Here is a 24,405-nt window from a genome sequence, read left to right as displayed (position 1 = left end):
ACCATGCCTGAAGTCCCGCTGCCCCTGTGTTCGCGGTTGCCGCTGGCGGTAGATCTGGCGGCGCTGTTGCAGGCCCTGGCGCAAGTCGACAGTGGCCTCTGGCGAGGCCACTTCAACAGCGCTTATCACCAGGGTGACTGGAGTGGCATCGACCTGATCGCCGCCGCCGATGCGCACCTGCCGCTGGCGCCCGGTGCCGGTGCGCCGGTGCAGCAGCAGACCTGGCAGCACGAGCCCGCCTGGCATAGCCTGCGCGAAAGCCTGGGCAGTGATTTGCGCGCGGCGCGGTTGCTGCGCCTGGGGCCGGGCGCGCGGATCCATGAGCACCGCGACCCTGACCTTGGCCGCCCCGACGGCTGCCTGCGCCTGCATGTACCGTTACTCAGCCCGGCCGGGGTGGAGTTTTTGCTCGATGACCAGCAGGTGCCGATGCAGCCCGGTGAATGCTGGTTCCTTGACCTGTCGCGGCCGCATCGGGTCGACAACTGCAGCGAGGCCGAGCGGATCAATCTGGTCCTCGACTGCGAGCCAACGCCAGCCTTGCTCAGCCTGATCGAGCAAGGCCTTGAGCAAACTCCGCAGTTGCAGGCGAGTCGCGCCGGGCAAGCCTTTGCCCAGTTCAGGCTGCTGCTGACGGCGCGGCCTGAGCTGGCCGCGAGCCTGCAGGCGCTGACCGAGCCGCAGGCATTCATCGAGCACACCCGGCAGCTGGGCGCCGCAGCGGGCCTGTATTTCGCCGAGGCAGACGTGCGCAGCGCGATGCGCCAAGGCAAACAAGCATGGAACGACCAATGGCGAGTGTGAACCCCGAACTGGATTTTACCGGCTGGCTGCCGATCCGCAGTTGGCAGCGCGCCGGCGAGTGGCGGGTTGACTGGTGCTGGTTTGGCCAGCAGCGCCTGACCAGACCGTTTTTGCGTGACGACGTCGATGCCGCGCTGCGCCTGCCGTTCAACCAGGCGTTTCGCCGCGAAACCGGCCTCCAGGCGTTGCTCGACTGGCAGCAGCGCAGCCCGGGCATCAGTCCCAGCGCGCTGGTGTTTCATGCCTCGCGGTGTGGCTCGACGCTGATCGCACAACTGCTGGCGGGGCTTGAGCGCAACATCGTGCTGTCAGAGCCGCCACCGCTGGACAACCTGCTGCGCGCGCATCTTGTGGATGCCGACGCCAGCGCCTGGCAGCCGCGCGCGCTGTCGGCGTTGTTGTCTGCCTATGGCCAGCGCCGCCGCGGTGACGAGCAGCAGTTGCTGATCAAGCTGGATGCCTGGAACGTGTTCGAGGGCGCGCAACTGTGCACGTTGTACCCAGACACACCACGGATTTTTCTCTACCGCGACCCCTTGGAAATCGTCGTTTCGCAGATGCGTCAGGCCGGCATGCAGCGGGTGCCAGGCCTGCTTGGCGTGACCGCGCTGGATCAACTGCTGCCGGACGCAGCAGGCATGGACCCGCTGCAGTACACCTGCCGGATGATCGCCGCAGTGCTGCGCGCGGGCCTTGAGCTGTGCCAGCGCCACGGTGCGGTCGCGGTCAACTACAACGAGCTGCCGCACGCCTGTTGGGGGCGACTCGCGCCGCTGTTCGCGGTCACTGCCGAGGACCACGCGCAGTTGCAGCAGACTGCCGCATTCGATGCCAAGCAGCCGTACATGGCCTTCGTGGCGGACAGCCAGCGCAAGCGGGATGACGCCAGCCCCGAGGTACGTCAGGCGGTCACTCGCTGGGCGGCTGATGCGTATATTTCCTTGGAATCCATTCGCTTGCAGCGCAGCTGAAACAAGGTGTCAAAAAGGCCTCATACAGGCGTTTGATAAAATAGTGGCATTTGGCTTCTTCTGCGCTAGCAGGCGGGCTGGCAGTTCGGCTACGCTGCCGCCCATATTGTCTGACAGTCCATCATGGAAGCGCGCCCCGGCTTGGGGAAACATTGCACGGAAGCAATCCCGCCATGTCATCGCCCGAGGTTTCTCTTCGTCCGCGTGTGGACGCCGACCTGGCGTTCCTGAGTGCTCTGTACGCGCACACCCGCTCGGCTGAAATGGCCCAGCTGGGCTGGCCAGCGGCTGCGGTCGAGGCTTTTGTTGCCCAGCAATTCGCGGCTCAGCAGCAGCACTACCAAAGCCACTATGGCGACGCCCAGCAGATGATCATCGAGGCGGCTGGTGAACCTGTCGGCCGCGCTTATCTGCACTGGAGCGCAGCCCAGCTGCACATCATCGACATCAGTTTGCTGCCGGCCTGGCAAGGGCAGGGCATCGGTACCCGGCTGCTCGGCCAATGGCTGGCCCGCGCCGATGCCAGCGGCTTGCTCGTCAGCCTGCAAGTGCTGGCCGGCAATCCGGCACAGCGGCTGTACCTGCGTCACGGTTTTCAAGCGAGCGCGGATGACGGCTTGTATCTGCACATGCAGCGCCAACCTTTGCTCAGCGCAGCGTAAGTAATCATTGTTTGCGGGCCATCTGGCTCGGGTTTTCAGTGCAGTCAAAGGAGCGCAGTAGATGAGTGATCCGTTTCTTGGTGAAATCAGAATGTTCGCCGGCACGTACGCGCCGCGCGGCTGGGCACTCTGCCAGGGGCAGTTGCTGCCCATCGTGCAGAATCAGGCGCTGTTCTCATTGTTAGGCACCTATTACGGTGGCAACGGCACGACAAACTTTGCCCTGCCTGACTTGCGCGGTCGCGCGGCGATCGGCACCGGCCAAGGCCCCGCCTTGTCTCAAATCGATCTGGGCGAATCATCGGGCAGCGAAGCGGTCACTCTGACCGCGAACAATCTCCCGCAGGTGCCGGTCAACCTGGCTGCGGTGAAAGCCACAGTTGCTGTGCCGGCATTCAGCGGTGACGCCGACAGCAACTTGCCTGCGAGCAACCGTGTGCTGGCGAAGTCGGTGGATGCCGACGGTAGTGGTGTGAATGTGAGTATCTACAGCGAAAGCGCCGCCGATACCGCGCTCACAGCGTTCCAGGCGCCATTGACCGGATCGGCCACGGCTGGCGGCAGTTCGCTACCGGTCAGCGTGCGCAATCCCTCTCTGGGCGTGAACATGATCATTGCGGTTGAAGGTATTTACCCGTCGCGCAACTAAGCCTGACAGGTACGGCGCCTGCCGCAGCTACCGCGCTGCGGCAGGCGCCGGCAATTCCCAAGGACATTGCCGGTTTTCGTCAGGAGGCCGGCTGGAAACACCAGCACAAGGCTGAGCGAGGACATCATGGCATTCTGGAAACGCGGCACGCGCACCACCCCACCTACCGTTTCCGTGAGTTCGCCGAGCCTGATTCAGGCCCTCGAACCGCGCATGATGTTCGACGCCTCGGTGCCGGTGGTTGCCGACCAAGCGGCGCTGGCCGTCGAAGCCGCAGCCGCTGCCGCCGGGCACGACCCGGCCAGCAGCCAGGATGCCGCCAGCGAGCATGACCCCGCACCTGCCACAGCAGCGCCGGCCACCGCATCGGCGGATGTCGCCGGCGGCCATGAAGTGGTGTTCATCGACTCGGCGGTCAGCGATTACCAGAAGCTGATCGCCGGCCTGCCCGAAGGCGTCGAAGTGGTGGTGCTGGACAACAGCAAGGACGGCCTCAAGCAGATCGCCGACTACCTCGACGGGCGCAAGGACATTGCCTCGATCGATATCATCAGCCATGGCGACGCGGGCTATATCTACCTAGCCGGCGATGCGATATGGACCAATCAGCTAGACGCCCATGCGGCCGACCTGGCGCGCATCGGTGCCAGCCTGGCCGAAGGCGGTGATGTGCGCTTCTTCGCCTGCAATACCGGCGCAGGCGCCGAGGGCCAGCAGTTCGTCAACGAAGTGTCGCGCCTGACCGGCGCCGATGTCGGCGCCTCGAATGACGCCACCGGCAACCGTGCCGGTGAGGATTGGCAGCTGGAAACCGTCGCTGGCGCAGTCGCCAGCGGAGTCGGTGTGCAGCGCGGCGACATGTCGGCGTTCACCACCTCGCTGGCAACCATCACCGTCACCGACACCGATGCTTCGTCGACCGTGGTCAACGGCAAGGTCTCGCTCGCCGAGGCCATCCAGGCCGCCAACGGCGATGTCTCGGTGGATGGCTCAGCGGCCGGCAGCGGCAGTGACATCATCGTCTTCCACCAGGACCTCAAGGGCCAGACCATTCGCTGGTCATCTGCGACCGCCTTGGCCGTGACCAGCACGATCACCATCAACGGTGATGTCGACGGCGACGGCGTCGGCGACATCATCCTCAGTGGTGACGTCAACAACAATGGCTCGCGTGACGCGTTGGAGTCCTCCGGCCTCGCCATTAATTCCGGCGCACTGACGGTGCGCAATCTGGATTTTCGCGGGTTTTCCGGAAACATCAACGGCGGCGTCCTGCGTGCCAACGGCGGCGCGCTGACGGTTGAAGACTCGAACTTCCAGAACAATTCGGGCACCGTGATCAACTCCACCACGGCGGTGGGCACCGCCATCACGCTGCGCAACAGCACCTTGCACGACAACAGCAGCACGATCGTTGGGGCAACCGCCATGAGCTCGTTGGTGCGGCTGGCCGGCACCGGTAGTTATGTGCTCGAGAACGTTGCGATCTACAACAACAGTGGTACCCATGCCGGCGGCGGCACAGTAGCTTCAGGGGGGATCCTGATCCTGAACTCGGCCACGGTGCAGATCGTCAACAGCACCATTGCCAACAACGTCTTTACCTATACCGGCGCGGGCGGCATCAGCAGCGCCGGCCTCGGCTGGACGGGAACTGCGACGGGCCTGATCGCCGTGCAGAACACCATCATCAGCGGCAATACGGTCAACAGCGTCGATGCCAATCTGCAAGCTGGCACCGCCTACACCAACACCACCAACCTGATTGGCACCACCGTCAACTTTGTCGACGCCGCTAATGGCGACCTGCGTCTGGCGGCCAGCGCCAGCAATGCGATCAACCAGGGCACCAGTACGGGCGCCCCCACCACCGACCTGCGTGGCTTCGAGCGCCCGCGCGGCGGCGCGGTGGATATCGGTGCCTACGAGGTGCTGTACGACAGCGCACCGCTGGTCGACCTCGACAGCACTACAGGCGGTAACGACAGCAGCGTCGATTTCAACGGCAGCGCGGTGACGCTGCTGCCGAACATCGTCATCACCCAGAGCGACGGCGACACCCAGGTCAGCGGGGCCAGCCTTAGCTTGAGCGGCAGCCTCGATGGCAACAACGAAGTGTTGCTGCTCAGCGCCGGCCAGCTCGCTACCGCTGCCAGCTACGGCATCAGCGTGACCGGCTCGGGCACCTCGACACTGGCCCTCAGCGGTGTCGCCACGCTGGCCCAGTACCGCGCCGTGCTGGCCGCAGTGCAGTACAGCAACAGCACGCCGGCCTATACCGCAGGCACTCGCAGCGTGACAGTGCGGGTCAACGATGACATGGGCAGCACCGCGCGCACCGCGCTGGTGGTGGTGCAGCCGCTGAATGCGGCGCCGGTGATCGGCAACCTCAACGGCGACAGTGCCGCCTTCACTCAAGGTGGCGGCGCGGTGCTGATTGACGCCGGCGGTAACGCTACGGTGAGCGACAGCGACTCGACTGATTTTGCAGGTGGCGCGTTGACCGTGTCGGTCTCGGGCAATGCCGCGCCGGGCGAAGATCGCCTGGCGATTCGCAACCAAGGCAACGGCGTCGGGCAAATCGGCGTCAGCGGCACCAACGTCAGCTACGGCGGCACCGTGATCGGCACGCTCAGCGGCGGCGCCAATGGCGCCAACCTGGTCGTCAGCCTCAACGCCAATGCCAACGCCGCTGCGGTCGAAGCGCTGGTGCGCAACCTGACCTACGACAACAGCAATGCCAGCAACGCGATTGGCCAGGCGAGCCGCACGCTCAGCGTGACCGTCAGCGATGGTGACGGCGCGACCTCAAGCGTCGCCAACGTCGTGGTTGCCGTGCGCGAGACCGTGCCGCCAACCGCAACCATCGTTGTCAGCGACAGCACCTTGCTGGCCGGTGAAACCACCCTGGTCAGCATCACCTTCAGTGAGGCGGTCAGCGGCCTGACCGTTGGCGACTTCACGGTGGCCAACGGCGTATTGAGCAACCTCAGCAGCGGCGACGGTGGCATCACCTGGACCGCCACGCTCACGCCCAGCAGCGCCACCACCGACAGCAGCAACCTGATTTCCCTGAATAACGCAGGGGTCACCGACGCCGCCGGCAATGCCGGCGTCGGTACTACCGAGTCGAATAATTACGCCATCGATACCGAGCGTCCGACGGCAGTGGTGAGCCTCTCCAGCAGCAGCTTGCTCGCGGGCCAGACCGCCGTGGTGACCATCACCTTCAGCGAGGCCGTGAGCGGCTTCAACCTGGCCGACCTGAGCGCCACCAACGGCGACTTGAGTGGTCTGAGCAGCAGCGACGGCGGCATCACCTGGACCGCGCTGTTGACCCCGACCGCAGCCTCGACCAGCGTCGCCAATGTGGTCAGCGTCAACTTGGCGGGGGTTGCTGATCTGAGCGGCAACGCCGGCACCGGCTCGGCACCGTCGCCGACCTACAGCGTCGACACCTCACGCCCCACCGCGACCATTGTGGTTGCCGATACAGCGCTGCGGGCCGGTGAAACCAGCTTGGTCACCATTACCTTCAGCGAAGCCGTCACTGGTTTCAGCAACGTTGACCTGAGCGTCGCCAACGGTTCGCTCAGCAGCGTCAGCAGCAGCGACGGCGGCGTTACCTGGACGGCGACCTTCACCCCCGACGCAGATATCACCAGCACCGGTAACCTGATCAGCCTGGACAACAGCGGAGTCAGCGACCAGGCGGGCAACACCGGTATCGGCATCACCGACTCGAACAGCTTCGCCATCGATACCCAACGCCCGACCGCGACTGTCGTGGTCGCTGACAGCGCCCTGAGCGTCGGCGAAACGTCGACCGTCACCGTCACCTTCAGCGAGGCGGTGACCGGCTTTACCCGAGCCGATCTGAGTGTCAGCGTTGGCCAGCTGAGCAATTTCATCAGCAGCGATGGCGGGGTGACCTGGACTGGCACCCTGACCCCCGACAGCAACATCTCCAACACCAGCAATGTGATTGTTCTGGACAACACTGGCGTCGCCGACCTGGCCGGCAACAGCGGCAGCGGCACTACCGAGTCGAACGCCTTCGCCGTCGACACCCAGCGCCCGACTGCCGTGATCAGCATGGCCGACACCGCGCTCAGCGCTGGCGAAAGCACGCTGGTGACCTTCACCTTCAGCGAGGCTGTGAACGGCTTCGACAACTTTGACGTGAGCGTGGCCAACGGCACCCTCGGCAATGTAGTCAGCAGCGACGGCGGCATCACCTGGACGGCGTTGTTCACGCCGACGCTGCAGGTACAGGACGGCACCAACCTGATCACCCTGAACAACAGCGGCATCACCGATCTGGCCGGCAACAGCGGTACTGGCACGACCAATTCGCCTAACTACACCGTCAACACCGTGCTGCCGACCGCAACCATCGTGGTTGCCGACACGGCCTTGGCAGTCGGCGAAACCAGCCTGGTCACAATCACCTTCAGCGAGGCGGTGGCGGGTTTTACCCTCACCGACCTGAGCGTTGCCAACGGCAGCCTGAGCGGGCTCGGCAGCAGTGATGGCGGCATCACCTGGACCGCGATACTGACCCCGACAAGCAATGTCGAGGACAGCAGCAACCTGATCACGCTGGACAACAGCGGTGTGACGGGGGCGTCCGGTAACACCGGCATTGGCAGTACCGACTCGAACAATTTCGTCATCGACACCCAGCGCCCGACTGCGACTATCGTGGTCGCTGACAGCGCCCTGAGCGTCGGCGAAACGTCGACCGTCACCGTCAGCTTCAGCGAGGCGGTGACCGGCTTTACCCGGGCCGATCTGAGTGTCAGCGTTGGCCAGCTGAGCAATTTCATCAGCAGCGATGGCGGGGTGACCTGGACTGGCACCCTGACCCCCGACAGCAACATATCCAACACCAGCAATGTGATTGTTCTGGACAACACTGGCGTCGCCGACCTGGCCGGCAACAACGGCAGCGGCACGACCGACTCGAACGCCTTCGCCGTCGATACCCAGCGCCCGACTGCGGTGATCAGCATGGCCGACACGGCGCTGAGCGCTGGCGAAAGCACGTTGGTGACCTTCACCTTCAGCGAAGCGGTGAACGGCTTCAGCAACGATGACCTGAGCGTGGCCAACGGCACCCTCAGCGATGTAACCAGCATCGACGGCGGCATCACCTGGACGGCGTTGTTCACGCCGACTCTGCAGGTGCAGGACGGCACCAACCTGATCACCCTGAACAACAGCGGCATCACCGATCTGGCCGGCAACAGCGGTACTGGCACGACCAATTCGCCTAACTACACCGTCAACACCGTGCTGCCGACGGCCACCATCGTGGTTGCCGACACGGCCTTGGCAGTCGGCGAAACCAGCCTGGTCACAATCACCTTCAGCGAGGCGGTGAGCGGCTTCACCAATGCCGACTTGAGCATTGCCAACGGTACGCTCAGCACTGTCAGCAGCAGTGATGGAGGTATTACCTGGACAGCCACGTTCACGCCATCGAGCAACGTCGATGACAGTACCAACCTGATTACCCTCGACAACACCGGTGTGATGGGGGCGTCCGGTAATACCGGCATCGGCAGCACCGACTCGAACAATTTCGCCATCGACACCCAGCGCCCGACCGCCACTATCGTAGTCGCGGACAACGCCTTGAGCATCGGCGAAACGTCGACAGTCACCATCACCTTCAGCGAAGCGGTGAGCGGCTTTACCACCGCCGACCTCAACGTCACCGTTGGCCTGCTGAGCAATTTGAGCAGCAGCGATGGCGGGGTTACCTGGACTGCCACCCTGACCCCGACCAGCAACATCGCCAACACCAGCAACGTCGTTGTTCTGAACAACGCTGGGGTCACCGACCAGGCCGGTAACAGCGGCAGTGGCATTACCTTCTCGAACACCTTTGCCGTCGACACCCAGCGCCCGACCTCGATCATCGTCGTCAGCGACTCGGCACTGGCGGCGGGGCAGACCTCGCAGGTGACCATCACCTTCAGCGAAGCGGTGACCGGTTTGGCGCTGGATGACTTCAGCGTTAGCAATGGCCTGTTGAGCAACCTTTCCAGCAGCGATGGCGGCGTGACCTGGACGGCGACGTTCACTCCCGCCAGCAATGTCGAGCAAGCCGGCAACCTGATCAGCCTGGACAACAGCCGCTACACCGACCTGGCAGGCAACAGCGGGACCGGCAGCAGCGCTTCGGCGCCGTTCAGCATCGACACCGTGCGCCCCAACGCAACCATCGTGGTCGCCGACAGCACGCTGACCGGTGGTGAGAGCAGCCTGGTCACGATCACCTTCAACGAGCCCGTAACCGGGTTGACGCTGGCTGACTTCAGCGTCACCAATGGCGCACTTACCAACTTGTCCAGCAGCGACGGCGGGATTACCTGGACCGCAACCTTGACCCCCACCGCAGGCGTCGAGGCCGCCAGCAACCTGGTCAGCCTGAACAACGCCGGCGTGACCGATCAGGCTGGCAACAGCGGCGTTGGCAGCAGCGTCTCGAATGCCTTTGCGGTCGACAGTCGCGCGCCGACCGTAGCCGTCAGCAGCGTCGACAGTTCACCGAACACCCCCGACAGCGTGCGCTTCACCGTGACCTTCAGCGAGGCGGTCAACGGCGTCGACCTGGCCGACTTCGCCCTGCTCGCGACCGGCAACGCCAGCGGCACGTTGAGCAGTCTGCAACGCCTGGATGCGAACACCTATGTGGTCACCGTCAGTGGCATCAGCGGCAGCGGCAACCTGAGCTTGAACCTCAACGGCGCTGCCAGCGGCATTGCCGATCAGGCCGGCAACGCCCTCAGCGGCGGCATCACCGGCGGGGGTTACAACGTCGACCGTGTGGCGCCAGTCACCACTGGCGTGACGGTCCCGGTCGGGGTTACCTACAGCGCCGGCGACAACCTGTCGTTCGTGGTCAACACCAGCGAAACCGTGCTGGTCAACGGCACGCCGCAGCTGGCGCTGGATATCGGCGGGCGCACCGTATTCGCCAACTATGTCGCCGGCTCGGGTAGCTCGACGCTGGTGTTCCAGTACACCGTGCAAGCCGGCGACAACGACGCCAACGGCATTCAGGTGGTCGGCTTGTCGAGCAACGGCGGCAGCCTGCGCGATGCCGCCGGCAACGCCATGCAACTGGCCCTGAACAATGTCGCCGACAGCAGCGGCGTGACCGTCGATACCGATGCGCCGCAGGTCGAGTCGATCGTCGCCGCGCCTTCGGCGCCGGGCAGCATGAGCTTTACCGTGACCTTCAGCGAAGCCGTCAACGGCGTGCAACTGTCCGACTTCAGCCTGCTCACCACCGGCAACGCCAGCGGCAGCCTGCAGTCGCTGGTGCAGATCGATGCGCGTACCTGGCAGGTCACTGTTATCGGCACGGGCGGCTCCGGCAGCCTGGCGCTGGCGCTCAACGGCACGGCCGGCACGATTACCGATAACGCCGGCAACCCGATCAGCGGCGGCTTCAGCAGCCAGGGCCAGAGCATGGTCGCCAACGACGGCGACCCCGAGTTCCGCGCCAACGCCGGGGTCAGCCCGCTGGCACCTGCGCAGCCATTGCAGGTGCCGCAGGTGCCGCTGGCGACGTCGATGGACGCACGCTCGCCGCTGCTGCCAGCACCGCTGTTCGAGGTGCCGACCCTGGGCAACGGCGTAGCCACGCTGGGCAGTATCTTTATCCACAATGGCGGACTGGCGCCCAGCTACCTGGCGCAGGTATTCGCCAGCAGCAGCAGCGGCACGCCGGCCACTGGCGGTGTATTCGGCCTGGCCGGCAGCGACGGCAACGCGTTCGGCAGCAGCAGCCTGGCCAGCATCTTCAGCAAGACCATGCCCGACGACGGCGGCCAGTACGAACTCAGCGGCGGCAAGCCGTGGCGCCAGGGCGGCGAAGGCGGGGCGGGCAGGGGCATGACCTCGGCGCCAAGCCTGGGCCAACAGTTACAAGGCATCACCGACAATCAACAACGCCCGACCAGGGAACTGGCGCAGGCGCTGGGGCAGATCAACGCACGCGTACCTCAGGTGTGAGCGGGCAAGCAGTCATAGGATTCATATGTGCCGTACCAGGGGGCGGACAGGGATGAGCAAAGCATCGAGGTTTTTTGCGGTAAGTGTTCTAGCGTTGGCGGTGACCGGCTGCGCAGTCAAGACCCAGCCGATCGAGCCGGGCGTCAGCGAGCAGCGGGCCAAGTCCGACCTGGCCAGCATGTTCAAGAATCAGGAGGCCCTGCAAGGCCCACTGACCTTGCACGAAGCCATGGCGCGCGCGGTCAAGTACAACCTTGAAGCACGGTTGAAAATCATGGAAGAAGCCCTGGCCCAGCGCCAGGTCGACCTCGCCACCTTCGACATGCTGCCACGCATGGCCATGTCGGCAGGCTACGCCGGGCGCAGCAATGTCAGCGCCTCCAGCAGCCAGAGTATTCTCACCAATACCCAGTCTCTGGAACCGTCCACCTCACAGGACCGCGACCGCGATGTGGCGGACCTGACCATGGTCTGGAACGTGCTCGACTTTGGCGTCAGCTACTTCAACGCCAAGCAGCAGGGCGACCAGCGTCTGATCGTGCAGGAGCGCCGGCGCAAGGTGGTCCAGACCATCATTCAGGATGTGCGCTCGGCGTACTGGCGTGCCGTTGCCGCCGAACGCCTGCTGGCCCAGATCGACGCGCTGATGGCGCGCGTCGACCAGGCCAAGGCTAACAGCCAGCAATTGGGCGAACAGCGGCTGGGCGATCAGATCGCCACGCTCAACTATCAGCGCGCCTTGATCGAAGCCACCCGCCAGCTCGAAGAACAGCGCCGCGCGCTGTCGCTGGCCAAGACCGAGCTCGGTGCTCTGATCAACCTGGCGCCCGGCAGCAAACTGACCCTGGCCGCCAGCAACGACTACAGCGTGCCCGAGCTCAAGGTCGACCTCGCCACCCTCGAACAGCAAGCCCTGGCCTCGCGCCCTGAATTGCGCGAGCAGGACTACCAGGCGCGCATCAGCGCCGCCGAAGTGCGCAAGTCGATGCTGCGCATGCTCCCCGGCCTCGAGTTCTCGGCCGGCGGCCACTACGACAGCAACAGCTTCCTGAGCAATCAGAGCTGGGCCGACTACGGCGTCAAGATCACCTGGAACCTGTTCAACGTGATCTCCGCGCCCGCCGCGATCAACGTCGCCAAGGCCGGCGAACAAGTGGTCGAAGCCCGCCGTCAGGCCATGTCGATGGCCGTGCTCGCACAGCTGTACGTGGCCAACGCCAACTACAACGAAGCTCGCCGCCAGTTCGCCACCAGCCAACAACTGGTCTCGCTGGATGGGCAGATCGTCGAGCAACTGCGCAACCGCCATCAGGCCCAAGGCATCGGTGAACTGGAGCTGATCCAGGGCGAGCTGAATGCCCTGCAAGCCGACCTGCGCCGCGACCTCGCCTACGCCGAGCTGCGCAACAGCTACGGCCAGGTCTTCGCCAGCGCCGGCCTCGACCCATTGCCAACCAAACTGCGCTCGGACTCGCTGACCGACATCGCCCAGGCCCTCAGCAGCAATGAAAGCCGCTGGCAGCAAGGCGACATCACCCCCGGCCTGTAAGGCCCGGCCTGCAACCCTGCCCGCGCAGGGTTGCAGCCAGCCTCAAACCAAAGCTTCAAGCACGTAAGCCAGCAAGCGGTCGGCCGAATGGCCAAGCGTTTGTGCGCCCGTCTGCAACTGCAACTGCGGCTGCTCGGGCGCTTCATACGGCGCATCGATCCCGGTAAACGCCGGCAGCTCGCCCGCCCGCGCCCGCCGATACAAACCCTTCGGGTCACGCCCCTCGCACGCTTGCAGATCCGCGCTCAGATACACCTCATGAAAGCCCGCCTTGCACGCCCGCCGCGCCGCCGCCCGATCTGCTCGGTAGGGTGAGATGAACGCTGCGATGCAGATCAGCCCCGCATCCGCGAACAACGCCGCCACCTCACCGGCACGGCGCACGTTTTCGCTGCGATCGGCGGGGGAGAAGCCCAGGTCGGCATTAAGGCCAGTGCGCAGGGCGTCGCCGTCGAGAACGTAACAACCGTAGCCGCGAGCGGTCAGTTGTTCGGCGAGGGCGGTGGCCAGGGATGACTTGCCGGCGCCGGAGAGGCCGGTTAGCCAGATCACCGCGCCGGGGTGGCGGCGGGGGGTAGCAGCAGGGGGGGTGGCGACAGTTTGCACTTGGCTGGATTCCATTCCCGGTGAGCATGCTGAGTTTACTGAACTATTGCTCAGTTGGCGGTGGCAGAGCAATTGCTGGCTGAGGCAGCACCCGCATGCACTGCGGGATCTGCAGGCCATTCAAGCCCTAGCCTGATCTGCCAGCTTCCCCCAGAACTCCTGCGCCGACTGACTGATCGGCCCGGTTGGCCGGGTCAGGTGAATCTCCAGCGGAATATCCCAGCTCTCATCCAGCGCCCGCACCAGGCGGCCATCGGTCACTTCCTGTTCGGTCAAACTGCGCGGCAGCCAGGCCACGCCTTTGCTCTCCAGCGCCATCGACATCAGCACCGCCGCCAGGTGGCTGCTGAACAGCGGCTTCAGGTGCAGGTATTCCTCCTTGCCGCGCAAGCGATGGGCAACGATACGCCCCAGGCCCGACTCATGGGTGTAAGCCAGATAAGGCAGCGCCTCAGGTGAGGTGCCAAAGTTGGCCGAGGCACTCGCCAGCGGCACCAGCACATCCTCGCCGACCTTCTTGCTGACGAACTGGTCCGGTGCCAGCAGCGGCGGTACATCGGGATGGCGGTGGCAGAGCATGAACTGCACCTGGCCATGGATCAGCATCTGCTCGCACACCGCCATGCTGTCAGAATGCAGCTGCACCGCTTCGATCGGCGCGCCGTTTTCAGCACTGCGCAGCCACCTCGGAAAGAACGTGAACGACAGCGAATGGGTGGCGGCAAAGTGCAGCGACTTGGCGGCCATGCCGGCCACTTCCTGGGCCTCGGTGCGCATGCGGTACAGGCGCCGGGCGGCGTCCTGGGCGCTGGGCAGGATCTGCCGGCCGGCGTCGGTCAGGGTCGCGCCCTGAGGGGTGCGGATGAACAGTTGCACGCCCATCCAGTTCTCCAGCGCCCGCACCCGACGGCTGAACGCCGGCTGGGTAACGTGGCGTGCTTCGGCGGCGCGGACGAAGCTGCCGTACTCCGCCAACGCGGAAAGATCCTCCAGCCAAACCAGTTCCAAGGGCCATGCCTCCTGTGCATAGGGTCCGGCATTAATAGCATTGGGCGGGTACCCTCGCAACGCCTAACGTGGGGCCACAAACAACAACAGGAACCCCGCCATGCGCATCGTCGACATTCGTGAAAAAACCGTTTCGATTGCCTCGCCCATCGCCAACGCCTACATCGACTTCTCGAAAATGACCTGCTCGGTGGTCGCCGTGGTCACCGATGTGATTCGCGATGGCAAACCAGTGATCGGCTACGGCTTCAACTCCAACGGCCGCTACGGCCAGGGCGCGCTGATGCGCGATCGCTTCCTCGCGCGCATCAGCGAAGCCGACCCGGAGACCTTGATCGACCACGAGAACAACAACCTCGACCCGTTCGCCATCTGGAAAACCCTGATGACCAACGAGAAGCCCGGCGGCCACGGCGAGCGCTCGGTGGCTGTAGGCACCATCGACATGGCCGTGTGGGATGCCGTCGCCAAGATCGAAGGCAAACCGCTGTACCGCCTGCTGGCTGACCGCTACCGCAACGGCGTCGCCGACGACAAGGTGTGGGTCTACGCCGCCGGCGGCTACTACTACCCCGGTAAAGACCAGACCAAGCTCAAAGCCGAAATGCAGAGCTACCTCGACCGCGGCTACGACGTGGTCAAGATGAAGATCGGCGCCGTGCCGCTGGACGAAGACATCCGCCGTATCGAAGCCGTGCTCGAAGTGGTCGGCGATGGCCAGCGCCTGGCGGTCGACGCCAACGGCCGCTTCGACCTGCAGACCGGTATCGCCTATGCCGAGGCGATCAAGAAGTACAACCTGTTCTGGTACGAGGAAGTCGGTGACCCGCTCGACTACGCCCTGCAAGCCGAACTCGCCAACCACTACGAACTGCCGATGGCCACTGGCGAAAACCTGTTCTCGCACCAGGACGCACGCAACCTGCTGCGCCACGGCGGCATGCGCCCCGACCGCGACTACCTGCAGTTCGACTGTGCGCTGTCGTATGGCCTGGTCGAGTACATGCGCACCCTCAAAGTGATGGAAGACCTGGGCTGGTCATCGCGCCGCGTGGTCCCCCACGGCGGCCACCAGATGTCGCTGAACATCGCCGCCGGCCTGCACCTGGGCGGCAACGAATCCTACCCCGACGTGTTCCAGCCATTCGGCGGCTTTGCCGATGGCATCCAGGTTGAAAACGGCTACGTCGGCCTGCCGGACATCCCCGGCGTTGGCTTTGAAGCCAAGTCCGCGCTGTACGCCGTCATGCGCGAACTGGGCGAGGGCTGAGCCACCCCCCGCGCTGCGGTCTCGCGACAGAGACCGCAGCCGCCGGCGTCGCCCGCCGACGCCACGCCACACGCCCATCACAACAATAAAATGAGGTGCATTCGTGGAAACGTCCAAGTCCCGCTGGTACAGCCAGCTCTACGTGCAAGTGCTGATCGGCATCGTCATCGGCGCCGCCATCGGTTACTTCGTGCCCGACATCGGCGCCAAGCTGCAGCCGTTTGCCGACGGCTTCATCAAACTGATCAAGATGCTGCTGGCGCCGATCATCTTCGGCACGGTGGTAGTCGGCATCGCCAAGATGGGCAGCATCAAGGAAGTCGGCCGCATCGGCGTCAAGGCGCTGATCTACTTTGAGATCCTCTCGACCATCGCCCTGGTCGTTGGCCTGATCGTGGTCAACCTGGTCAAGCCCGGCGAAGGCATGAACATCAATGCCGCCGGCCTCGATGGCAGTGCCATCAGTAAGTACAGCCAGGCTGCCAGCGAACAGGGTGGTACCGTTGATTTCTTCCTCAATATCATCCCCGGTACTTTTGTTGGCGCGTTCTCCAATGGGGTGATGCTGCAGGTCATTCTGCTCTCGGTATTGATGGGTGTGGCGCTGGTGCAGATGGGCGAAACCAGCAAGCCGCTGATCAACACCATCGACCTGTTCCTGCAGGGCCTGTTCAAGATCGTCGCCATGGTCATGCGCCTGGCCCCGCTCGGCGCCGGTGCCGGCATGGCGTTCACCATCGGCAAGTACGGCATTGGCACCTTGCTCTCGCTTGGGCAGTTGCTGGTCGCGCTGTACATCACCACGCTGATCTTCATCGTGGTGGTGCTCGGCGCTGTGGCCCGGTGGTCGGGCATGCCGCTGATGATGTTCTTGCGTTACTTCAAGGATGAGATCCTGATCACCCTCGGCACCTGCTCAACCGAAGCCGTGCTGCCGCGGATGATGGTCAAGCTGGAGAAGCTTGGCTGCAAGAAGTCGGTGGTGGGGATGGTGTTGCCGACCGGGTATACCTTCAATGCTGACGGCACTTGCATCTATCTGACCATGGCGGCGATCTTCATCGCCCAGGCGACCAATACGCCGCTGACGTTCATGGATCAGATGATCTTGCTTGGGGTGTTTCTGCTGACCTCGAAAGGCTCGGCCGGGGTGGCGGGGGCAGGCTTTGTGACGCTGGCGGCGACGTTGACCACGATTCATTCGATACCGTTGGTGGGGCTGGTGTTGCTGCTTGGGATTGACCGCTTCCTGAACGAGGCGCGGGCGGTGACCAACTTGATTGGTAATGGGATTGGTACGATTGCGATTGCCAAGTGGGACAACTCGTTTGATGTGGCAGCGTGTGAGCGCGAGATTGCTGCGATGAAGGAAGAGAAGGCGGCGAGGAAAGCCCTGCTGGCGCAGAAGTAAGCCGCACGCGTGTGTGTGTGTAGGAGCGGCCTTGTGTCGCGAAAGGGGCGCGTAGCGGCCCCAAACCTAACATCGCCGGGCCAGCTGCGCTGGCCTTTCGCGACACAAGGCCGCTCCTACGCCGACCGCTTTATACCTGGCGTTCAGCTCTCGACTGTCTGCTGCTTGGCAATCTCCTGATTACGCAGAATGAACCGCTGCAACTTGCCGCTCGGGGTCTTCGGCAGTTGCTCGACAAAGTCGATCTCACGCGGGTAGGCATGTGCGGCCAGGCGGTTGCGTACGTGCAGGCGCAGCACTTCGGCAAGCTCAGGGCTAGGAGCATGGCCGCTGTGCAACACCACAAACGCCTTGATCAACTCGGTGCGCTGCGGGTCGGGTTTGCCGATCACGGCGGCTTCGACCACGGCTGGATGCTCGATCAGCGCGCTCTCGACATCGAACGGGCCGACGCGATAACCGGAGGTGGTGATCACGTCGTCGTTGCGGCCGACAAAGCTGATGCTGCCGTCGTCATTCAACTCGACGATATCGCCGCTCAGGTAATAGTGGTCGACAAAGGCCTTGGTCGGCATGCCGTAATAGCCGTCGAACCAGCACAGCGGCGAGCGCTTGCGGTCGACTGCGAGCACGCCCGGCTGACCGGGTGGCAGCTCGCGGCGCTGTTCATCCAGCACCACGATGCGACAACCCGGCACGGCGTAACCCGCTGAGCCCTCGCGGATCGGGTGGCTGAGGCCGTGGTGGTTGCACAGCACCATGCCGACTTCGGTTTGGCCGTAGTGGTCGTGAATCACCACGCCAAGCTCTTCGGCAAACCAGCGGATCACCTGCGGATTGAGCGGCTCGCCGGCACTGCTGACGGCGCGCAGTTTGCCGCGTATGGCATCGGAGAATTCAGCACCCGCGGCGATCAGCAAGCGGTACGCGGTGGGTGAGCCGGCGAGGTTGCTGATCGCGTATTTGTTGATCAGGCGGCTGGTGCTTTCGACCGAGAACGGGCCGTCGTAGAACAGCGTGGCCTGGCCGCAGGCGAGCGGGCCGGTGACGGCGTAGTACAGGCCATAGGCCCAGCCGGGGTCGGCGAGGTTCCAGAAGCGGTCGTCGTCGCGCAGCTCGATCGCGTCGCGCATATAGCTCTTGAACGCGAGGATGGCGCGCAGGGGCACTTCCAGCGGTTTGGCCGGGCCGGTGGTGCCGGAGGTGCACATCAGCAGAAACGGTGCATTGCCGTCGAGCAGCGCCGGCGGGCAGTCAGCCGAATGCTGGGACAGCACGTCCCAGAAATCGAAGTCGTCGAGGTCCAGCCGGTCGGCGCCAACGACGATGATGTTCGGGCAGTCGGCGATCTCGTCGAGCTTGGCGCGGTTGTGCGGGTCGGTGAGCAGCCAGCGCGCCTTCGAGCAGCTCAGGCGTTGTTCGATCGCCTTGGGGCCGAACGCGGTGAACAACGGCTGATAGACCGCGCCGATGCGCCAGGTGCCGAGGATGGCAATCAACAGCTCAGCGGTGCGCGGCATCAGCCCGGCGACGCGGTCGCCCGGCTTGACGCCCTGGCTGCGCAGGAAGTTACCGAATTGCGAGGCCTGAATCTGCAGCTCGCTGAAGGTGTGCTGGGTCGCACGGCCTTCGCGGGTTTCGCAGTACAACGCCACGGCGTCACTTGAGGCGTGGCGGTCGCAGCATTCGATGCAGGCGTTCATCGCGGCCAGCTCGCCGTGCAGGTCTTGCGCGGCCAGCTGATGGTAATTGAAGGAGGTCACTGCTGAGTCGTAATCGCGCATAAAGTACCTGATTGTTATTGTTTGGAATCTTTAACGCCGCGCTGGCGCTGGGTTAGCTGTCGATCATCTGCGCTGCTTGTTGCGTTGCCTGACTGGTGCGCGTGGCCAGCTTGCGCACCTCGTCGGCCACCACCGCAAAACCACGCCCGGCTTCGCCTGCGCGGGCCGCTTCGATGGCGGCGTTCAAGGCCAGCAGGTTGGTCTGGCTGGCGATGCCCTGGATGGTGGCGACGATGTGGGTCAGTTTGCCGAGGGTCTCCTGCATCACCTGGTGTTGTTGCGCCTGCGCCTCGCGGATGGTGCTTTCTTCATGGCGGGCATGGATATCAGTTATAGCCCCAACTACCCGCAACGGCGCGCCATCCGCAGCACGCCGGGTTTGCCCGCGGCCGCGGAACCAGCGGTAGGCGCCGCTTTGGTGGCGCAGGCGATACTCGACATCGAACGGGGTGTTGCCGCTGCGATCGTCGACATGGGCGACAAACGCCGCGATGGCGCGGGCGCTGTCGTCGGGGTGCAGGCGGGAGGTCCAGCTTTCCAGGGTGTTGGGGAATTCTTCGACGGTGCTGCAGCCAAGCAGCCTGCGCATCTGCGACGACCACCAGATGGTGTTGCTCGGGTTGGCCGGGTCGCCGGCGACCACTTCGATATCCCACAGGCCGTCGTGGAGCATTTCGCGGGAAATGTCGAAACGCTCGGCGGCCAGCTCAAGCTCTTGGATGTGCAACTGTTGCTCGTGGATATCCCGCAGGGTGCCCGCCGTGGCGGTGGCAACGCCGTTGGCGTCACGCAGCGAACTGCCGCTGAGCCGGCACCAACGATAGTCGCCACCGGCGGTGAATTTCATGCGCAGGTCCAGCGCAAACGGTGTGCGCCCGCTGCGGTCGGCGAGGTGCCGGGCGAGGGCTTGCTGATGGGCGTGGCGATCAGCCGGATGCAGCTGTTCGTGCCACTGGCCCAGCTCAGGCAGATGCGGTGCATGGATCGCGGCCGAGCCCGTCCACTCCATCGCGCAGTCTGGCGCAGGCGTGCCTGAGGCAGGCATATGCAGTTGCCAGAACAACTCATCGGCGCCTTCGGTGACCAGCGTCCAGCGCGCTTGCAACTGCTGCGCCTGTTCGTCGCGCTCAGCCAGGCGCTGTTGCAGTTGGCTCACCTGCGCGGCAAGTTCGCGCGCCTGCTCCTTGAGCGTGCGCCGCTCCTGCAGCAACTGCTCGACGCCGGTAAGGATGCGCCGCAGCAGCGGGTTGCGCGACGACAGCGGCATACTCGGCTGATCGGGCTGGTCGAGGCGGTCGGCGAGTGGGGCCAGTACCCAGCGGCTGGTGCGATTGAAAAACAGCATGCTACATCTCCAACTAGATAGCGGCAGCAGCCGGTAATGGCGGCGTCTGGCTGGTCGACAAGGCGAGGCTGTCGAAGGCGTTCGCCCAGGGCAGTGCTGGCCAGGCCGACGGGCCGGTAGCGATTTCGTCTGCGCTCAACAGGCAGTGGTCGAGCTCGCGTTGCAACGTTGCGGTGTCCAGGTCCTGGCCAATGAACACCAGCTCCTGCCGGCAATCGCCGACGATGCTGTCCCACTTGGCCATGATCCCTTGCAGGCGGTACTTGTCCTGCGGCCACTGCGAGGGGTCGATGAAGTTCCACCAGTGGCCGACGTAGTCCCACTGGAACTGCTTGCCGCTGTGCACCAGCAGGCCGATTTCGCGGTGGCGGCTGGCCAGCCAGAAATAGCCTTTGCTGCGCAGCAGGCGACCATTGCCCCACGGGCGGGAGAGAAATTCGAGCAAGCGTTGCGGGTGAAACGGGGCACGCTCGCGATAGACCCACGAGGTCACGCCGTAGGTGTCCGACTCGGCGGCCGGGGTGTCGTCGGCGTCCATCTGCTTCATCCAGCCGGGCGCGGCGGCCAGGCTGGGCAGGTCGAACAGCTGGGTGCCGAGGATGGTGGACAGTTCAACATTGCCAGCGACCATCGGCAGGATCTGCGCGCCGGGATTGAGCCCGGCCAGCACCGCCCGCAGCGTCTGGTATTGCGTGTCGTCGATCAGGTCGCACTTGTTCACCAGAATCACGTTGGCGTACTCGACCTGCTCGATCAGCAGGTCAGCCAGCGGGCGCCGCGGCGCAGTGGCGTCGGCCCGCTCGACGGTTGCCGGTGAGTCGAGCAGGGCCTGAAACTGGCTGGCATCGACCACGGTTACCAAGGTATCCAGCCGCGCCAGTTCACTGAGGCTGAAACCCTCGGTGTCGAGAAAGGCAAAGGTCTCGGCCACCGGCATCGGCTCGGAAATGCCGGTCGACTCGATCAGCAGATAATCAAACCGCTGCTGGCGCGCCAGCGCGCTGATCTGCTCGAGCAGGTCGGCGCGCAGGGTGCAGCAGATGCAGCCGTTGCTCATCTCGATCAACTCGTCCTGGCCACGGTGCAGCGTTACATCACGCTGCACCTCGGCGGCGTCGATGTTGACCTCGCTCATGTCGTTGACGATCACCGCCACTTTCAAACCCTGGCGATTGCGCAGGATATGGTTGAGCAGGGTGGTCTTGCCTGCGCCGAGGAAGCCGGAAAGGACCGTCACCGGCAGTCGGCCTGCCTGGGCGCCGGCAGTCATGCGTGCACCGCTCGCGGGCTGTCGACTTTGTCCAGGTAGCTTTCGAACAGGTCGACCACCACCAGGCCATCGTCGGCGGCGTCGCCCCACAGGTCCTTTACCCGGAACTCGACATGGTAGGTCGGTTGATGCGCCGCGCTGCGGTCGCCGTGGCCAATCGCATCCGGGAACGGCCACTGCGCAGTGGTGCGGTGCAGCACCACGCCTTGCTTGCCACGTACATAGGCCGGCATGCGCACATGCCCGGCGACGTATTCATCACGCACGATGACTCGGTCGCCGACTTCGAACGGCGGGCGCCCGGTGATCGCTTCGCGGCCTTGGGCATGGGCCGGGTTGGCCAGCTTGAAGTGCGAGCCGAGGGCCTCATCCAGTTCGGCCTGAGTGATGACGCCGGTCTCGACCAGCAGGGTGGCGGTGGCGATGACATAGCGCTCGTAGTACTCGGTGCCGACATGCTGGCGCACATCGATGCGCTCCACGGCATGACGGATTTCGTCGACGCTGAACTTGCCCATGTGGTCGGCGCCAATGAACATCAGGCTGTAGGCCAGGTGCTCCCAGTCCTGCTTGAACACCTGCTTGTAGCTGAGACTGTTGATGCGGTGGGGCACTTTGCCAAAGCCCTGGAAACCGCCGAGATCGTGAAAGCCATCCATTTTGAACACTCCGCAAGGGTAGGGGGTTGGGCGCGTTGCTCAGCCGACACGCGGCAGGGCGACGCCAATCAGCACGTCCTTGGTCACCAGTTGGCGCAGCTGCTCTTCGCTCATGTGCTCGGAGCCCGCTGGCCGCTGTGGCAGCACCAGGTAACGGCTTTCGGCGCTGGTGTCCCAGACCTTGATCACCACGTCTTCCGGCAACTCGGTGCCCAGCTCGCGCAATACCGTGCGCCCCTCGCGTACCAGCCGCGCACGGAACTCGAAGCCCTTGTACCACTCGGGCGGCAGGCCCAGCACCGGCCAGTTGGTGCAGGAGCACAGGCTGCAGACGATCACGTTTTTAAGCTGCGGGGTGTCTTCCAGGGCAACGATGTATTCGCCCTGCGGCCCGGTGAAACCGAACTGCGCGCAGGCGGCAGTGCCGTCCTTGAGCAGCAGCTCGCGGAAGGCCGGATCGACCCAGGCCTTGGCTACGATGCGCGCGCCGTTGTCCGGGCTCCAGCCGTGTTCCATCAGCTGGGTGAGCTGCTCGATGTAGCCTTCGGGGATCAGGTCTTTGTTCTTCAGCACTGCGTACAGTGCCCGTGCCCGCTCACCCGGGGTTGAGGTTGCCGTCATGGGATTACTCCTCTCGTTCAACACGGTTGTTGATCTAATTGTTGTTCGGGGCTGTGGCGCTGGTCGCTTGCGCTACAGCGTGCGCCAGTCCACCGCGCCTTCGAATGCCGCCGCCGCCTGGTAAATAGTGCCCTCGGCGTAATGCTTGCCAACCAGCATCAGCCCAACGGGCAAGCCGTCGACCAAACCGCAGGGGATGGACATGGCCGGGTGGCCGGTGATGTCCTGGGCGGCGGTATTACCTAGCATTTCCAATGCCCGCGAGACGTTCTCGGTGATCGAGCAATCCGCCGCTGGCAGCGGCTGGGCGATGATCGGCACGGTCGGCATCACCAGCAGGTCGTATTGCTCCAGCGCCTTGTCGTAACCGGCACGGGCGAAGCGGGCGATGTTCTGCGCCTTGGCGTAGTAGCGGCCGTGGTAGTGGTCGAGGCCAAACTGGCCGACCAGCATGCACAGCTTGAGCGACGGCGAGAGGGCGTTGGCCTGGGTGCGCCAGCCGACCTGTTTGTCGAGCAGGCCGACGTCGTACAGCCCCTTCCAGTTAAAGCCAGCACCATTGCCGTGCATCATCTGCATGGTCAGGCCTTCGCAGCCGATCGGGCCCCACAATGTGCCGGCCAGGGTGTGCTCGGGCACCGAGACTTCCTCGACGACCGCGCCCAACGCTTCGAACTGAGTGATGGCGCTGCGCACCGATTTGGCAACCCGCGGGTCGAGGTTGGCCAGCTCGAAGCCTTGTTTGAGGATGCCGATGCGCAGGCCGCGCACGCCACGATCAAGGTAGTGGCTGTAAGCGTCGACTTCAGGCGTGCCCTGGCGGGGATCGAGCCCATCGGCCCCGGCCATCACTTCCAGCATCAGCGCGTTGTCACGCACATTGCTGGTCATCGGGCCGACATGGTCGAATGTCGCCTCGACCGCCATCACCCCGGTGTACGGCACTAGGCCGAAAGTCGGCTTCAGGCCATAAATGCCGCACCACGCCGCAGGAATACGCGCCGAACCGCCTTGATCGCCGCCCACCGCCAGGTCGACTTCGCCGGCCGCCACCAGCGCCGCACTGCCCGACGACGAGCCACCGCTACTGAAGCCCGGGCGCAGAGGGTTGTGCACCGGCGCCGGGTCCGAAGTGTGGCTGGCGCCGGACAGGCAGTAGTGCTCGCAGGTGGCCTTGCCGAGGATGGTCACCCCGGCGTCGAGCAAACGGGTGACCACGGTGGCATCGAACGCCGGTACATGGCCGGCCAGCGGCGCGGCGCCGTTCATCATCGGCACGCCGGCCAGGGAGATGTTGTCTTTCAGGGCAACGGTTTTACCGAGCAGCTTGCCGGAGCTTGCGCCCATCACCTCGGTGCGGTAGTACCAGGCGTTCAGCGGGTTTTCCCGGCTGGACGGGCGATAACCGGCGGTGCGCTCGTAGCGCACCAGCGGGGTGAAGTCGGGCAGCTCGTCGACCAGGTCGTAGGCGTCCAGGCTGGGCTGCATGAGCGCCAGGTATTCGCTGGCTTGCTCGGGTGTCAGCTGCAGATGCAGGCGCGCGGCGAGGGCCTGCAGTTGTTCGAGCGTCGGGCGGGTGATGGCCATGGTGTGTCCTGTTTCCGATGCCAGGCCTCAGGGCCTGGCAAATGGCTGTGCGAGAGGCCCGCCGCGGCTGGGCCTGCTACTAAGCTAGCGCCAGCGCGTGGCCGGCACTTGGTTGAGCAGGACAGTCGCTTGGTTGAGAAGGACTGCCTGCGCCAGGCGCTGAGCCTCATCTATGTGG

At 64.5% G+C, this 24,405-nt stretch carries 15 protein-coding genes and 2 pseudogenes; 8 read left to right on the top strand and 9 right to left on the bottom strand.

Translation table 11 applies throughout. The annotated features are described in order from the left end of the window. The first annotated feature begins 3 nt into the window (after positions 1 to 3). From K3F44_RS16275 to K3F44_RS16250, 6 genes are all read left to right on the top strand, one after another. Positions 4 to 804 carry an aspartyl/asparaginyl beta-hydroxylase domain-containing protein gene (locus K3F44_RS16275; protein ID WP_220632601.1) on the top strand — a complete coding sequence of 267 codons (801 nt, stop codon included), beginning with the start codon at positions 4 to 6 and terminating at the stop codon, positions 802 to 804. Beyond that, positions 792 to 1,775: a sulfotransferase family protein gene (locus K3F44_RS16270; protein ID WP_220632600.1), complete on the top strand. Its 984-nt coding sequence runs from the start codon at positions 792 to 794 to the stop codon at positions 1,773 to 1,775. The genes K3F44_RS16275 and K3F44_RS16270 overlap by 13 nt, the downstream gene beginning before the upstream one ends. 173 nt (positions 1,776 to 1,948) lie before the next feature. Continuing rightward, a complete protein-coding gene (locus tag K3F44_RS16265; RefSeq protein ID WP_101322213.1) occupies positions 1,949 to 2,437 on the top strand; it encodes a GNAT family N-acetyltransferase in 489 nt (162 codons plus the stop codon). Between the two features lie 61 nt (positions 2,438 to 2,498). Beyond that, positions 2,499 to 3,086: a phage tail protein gene (locus tag K3F44_RS16260; RefSeq protein ID WP_220632599.1), complete on the top strand. Its 588-nt coding sequence runs from the start codon at positions 2,499 to 2,501 to the stop codon at positions 3,084 to 3,086. Between the two features lie 126 nt (positions 3,087 to 3,212). After that, positions 3,213 to 11,117, top strand: coding sequence for an Ig-like domain-containing protein (locus K3F44_RS16255; RefSeq protein ID WP_220632598.1), 7,905 nt, complete (start codon positions 3,213 to 3,215; stop codon positions 11,115 to 11,117). A 52-nt stretch (positions 11,118 to 11,169) separates the two neighbouring features. Next, positions 11,170 to 12,666 (top strand): TolC family protein, encoded by a 1,497-nt coding sequence (locus tag K3F44_RS16250; protein ID WP_220632597.1) that lies wholly within the window; start codon positions 11,170 to 11,172, stop codon positions 12,664 to 12,666. 42 nt (positions 12,667 to 12,708) lie between these two features. On the opposite strand, the gene cysC is transcribed toward K3F44_RS16250, so the two are convergent. Both cysC and K3F44_RS16240 read right to left on the bottom strand, forming a co-directional pair. Beyond that, a complete protein-coding gene (gene cysC, locus K3F44_RS16245) occupies positions 12,709 to 13,272 on the bottom strand; it encodes an adenylyl-sulfate kinase (protein WP_256585601.1) in 564 nt (187 codons plus the stop codon). Between the two features lie 120 nt (positions 13,273 to 13,392). Then, on the bottom strand, positions 13,393 to 14,280 hold the full coding sequence (locus tag K3F44_RS16240; protein WP_220632596.1) for a LysR family transcriptional regulator: 888 nt from the start codon (positions 14,278 to 14,280) through the stop codon (positions 13,393 to 13,395). A 100-nt stretch (positions 14,281 to 14,380) separates the two neighbouring features. On the opposite strand from K3F44_RS16240, the gene K3F44_RS16235 reads away from it, so the two are divergent. Both K3F44_RS16235 and dctA read left to right on the top strand, forming a co-directional pair. Further along, a complete protein-coding gene (locus tag K3F44_RS16235) occupies positions 14,381 to 15,550 on the top strand; it encodes a mandelate racemase/muconate lactonizing enzyme family protein (RefSeq protein WP_181107836.1) in 1,170 nt (389 codons plus the stop codon). 103 nt (positions 15,551 to 15,653) lie between these two features. Then, a complete protein-coding gene (gene dctA, locus K3F44_RS16230) occupies positions 15,654 to 16,961 on the top strand; it encodes a C4-dicarboxylate transporter DctA (protein ID WP_220632595.1) in 1,308 nt (435 codons plus the stop codon). Between the two features lie 143 nt (positions 16,962 to 17,104). On the opposite strand, the gene K3F44_RS16225 is transcribed toward dctA, so the two are convergent. The 7 genes and pseudogenes from K3F44_RS16225 to K3F44_RS16200 form a co-directional block, all read right to left on the bottom strand. Continuing rightward, entirely contained in the window at positions 17,105 to 18,745 is a 1,641-nt protein-coding gene (locus tag K3F44_RS16225) for an AMP-binding protein (RefSeq protein ID WP_220632594.1), read from the bottom strand. 61 nt (positions 18,746 to 18,806) lie between these two features. Next, positions 18,807 to 19,061: pseudogene (locus tag K3F44_RS25145) on the bottom strand (methyl-accepting chemotaxis protein); the annotation flags it as partial. Between the two features lie 30 nt (positions 19,062 to 19,091). Then, positions 19,092 to 19,754: pseudogene (locus K3F44_RS25140) on the bottom strand (PAS domain-containing protein); the annotation flags it as partial. A 349-nt stretch (positions 19,755 to 20,103) separates the two neighbouring features. After that, entirely contained in the window at positions 20,104 to 21,360 is a 1,257-nt protein-coding gene (locus tag K3F44_RS16215) for a GTP-binding protein (protein WP_220632592.1), read from the bottom strand. Beyond that, a complete protein-coding gene (gene nthB / locus K3F44_RS16210; protein ID WP_101322202.1) occupies positions 21,357 to 22,019 on the bottom strand; it encodes a nitrile hydratase subunit beta in 663 nt (220 codons plus the stop codon). Before nthB ends, K3F44_RS16215 begins: the two co-directional genes overlap by 4 nt. Before the next feature lie 39 nt (positions 22,020 to 22,058). Then, a complete protein-coding gene (gene nthA, locus K3F44_RS16205; protein ID WP_181088917.1) occupies positions 22,059 to 22,640 on the bottom strand; it encodes a nitrile hydratase subunit alpha in 582 nt (193 codons plus the stop codon). 72 nt (positions 22,641 to 22,712) lie between these two features. Further along, the gene (locus K3F44_RS16200) at positions 22,713 to 24,227 is read right to left on the bottom strand and encodes an amidase (protein ID WP_220632591.1); all 1,515 of its coding nucleotides are present in this window, start codon (positions 24,225 to 24,227) and stop codon (positions 22,713 to 22,715) included. Between the last annotated feature and the right edge of the window lie 178 nt (positions 24,228 to 24,405).

The organism is Pseudomonas sp. S07E 245 (genome assembly GCF_019599025.1).
Lineage (GTDB): Bacteria > Pseudomonadota > Gammaproteobacteria > Pseudomonadales > Pseudomonadaceae > Aquipseudomonas > Aquipseudomonas shirazensis.
Note: the sequence above shows the minus strand (reverse complement) of the source record. Positions and strands in the feature narration are given on the sequence as shown.